A 1435-nucleotide genomic window follows, 5' to 3' on the forward strand; every position below is an offset into this window, starting at 1 on the left:
CTCTTCGCATTTTGGTGTGTAGGTGTGGGTTGTTATAGGTGGGTTTGGATGGTGTGTCTGAAGCCGCCGGTGTGCAGCAGGCTGCGGGTGATGTAGTTGTCGAGGTTGCGGAAGCCCAGGGCGATGCCCCTGAGGGTCTCGAGTCTGCCGTTGATGGCCTCGGTGGGCCCGTTGGCGCTGTGTTCCCGGTCGAAGAACGCGAGGATGTCCTGCATGCGGCGTTTCAGGGTGCGTCCCAGGGTGGCGAGTTCGGGGCATCCAGGCGCGGCTCCCGGGGCGTTGAGCGCCTCGATGAGTTCGGCCATCATGCCCTTGCCCTTGCGTCTGTCCTCCTGCGCGTAGCAGCGGATGATTTTCTGGTAGGCGCCGTGCGCGAGCTTCAACGCGACGTTGGCGGGGTCGTCGAGCAGGCGGGCGGCTCGCTCCCGTTGTCTGTCGGTCCTCAGGGTCTCGGTCTTCAGCAGCACGCGCCGTCCCCTGTAGAGCGGGTCGTCCTTGGTGCCGCGCCGGCCCGTCCGCTCGCGCTGGAGCCGGCAGCGCACGGCGGTGAGCTTGTCGCCCGCGAGCTTGACGATGTGGAACGGGTCCAGCACCTCCACGGCGTTGGGGACCTCGCGGCGGGCGGCCTTCTTGTATCCGGCGAACGCGTCCATCGCGACCACCTTCACCGCGTCCCGGAACGATTGGTCCCGTTCGGCGAGCCACCGGGCGAACGCGTTCTCGCTCCTGCCCTCGACCATGTCCAGGAGCCGGGCCGGCCGTCCATGCCTCCTCGGGGTCAGGTCGACGATGACGGTCACGTACCGGTTGCCGTGCCGGGTGTGCCGCCACACGTGCTCGTCCACGCCGACCGTCTCGACCCCGTCCAGGCGGTGCGGGTCGCCGATCAGCGTCCCCATGCCCTTTTCCAGCACGGCCGTGTTGAGCGCGCCCCATGAGCAATGCAGGTCGCGCGCGCACGCCAGGATGCTCTTCGACTTCAACACGACCTCGGCCGCGGCCCACCACACCGCCGCCTCCGTCAGGCGCCGGCCCTCCGGCGCGATGCGGGTCAGATCATCCGTCCACGACCATGCGCACGGCATGCACTCGTAGCGGCGCACCCGCACCATCAGGTGCACGGCGTGCTGGCCGACCGGCGTGTGCGTGAACCGGCGGAGCCACGAGGAACGCACACGGCCCGGAGCGCCGCACCGCGTGCAATACCGGGCGGTGTCGTCCTCGGGCTCGCAGCCGATCAGCCACACACCCGCACGCGAGCCCTTCTCCTCGTGCCGCTGCCAGACGGGATTCAACCCCAGCTTATCGAGGCCGAGCAGCACACGACCATCGAACGCGCTAGACTCGATGGTAAGCCGCGCGGTTTTCTTCATTTTTTCTTTCACACAACGAATAAAACCGCACGGCCCCTACACACCAAAATCGGAAGAGCCCC

General features: G+C 67.4%; 1 protein-coding gene. It reads right to left on the reverse strand.

The features are described from left to right. Positions 1-32: 32 nt before the first annotated feature. Positions 33-1373 (reverse strand): ISL3 family transposase, encoded by a 1341-nt coding sequence (locus BW09_RS10775; RefSeq protein WP_258185090.1) that lies wholly within the window; start codon positions 1371-1373, stop codon positions 33-35. Between the last annotated feature and the right edge of the window lie 62 nt (positions 1374-1435).

The sequence above is a fragment of the Bifidobacterium sp. UTCIF-1 genome (assembly GCF_006408915.1).
Classification (GTDB): domain Bacteria; phylum Actinomycetota; class Actinomycetes; order Actinomycetales; family Bifidobacteriaceae; genus Bifidobacterium; species Bifidobacterium reuteri.

Coding starts and splice junctions, on each gene's coding strand:
- BW09_RS10775 (WP_258185090.1), bottom strand. CDS start 1,373: ATGAAGAAAACCGCGCGGCTTACCATCGAGTCTAGCGCGTTCGATGGT.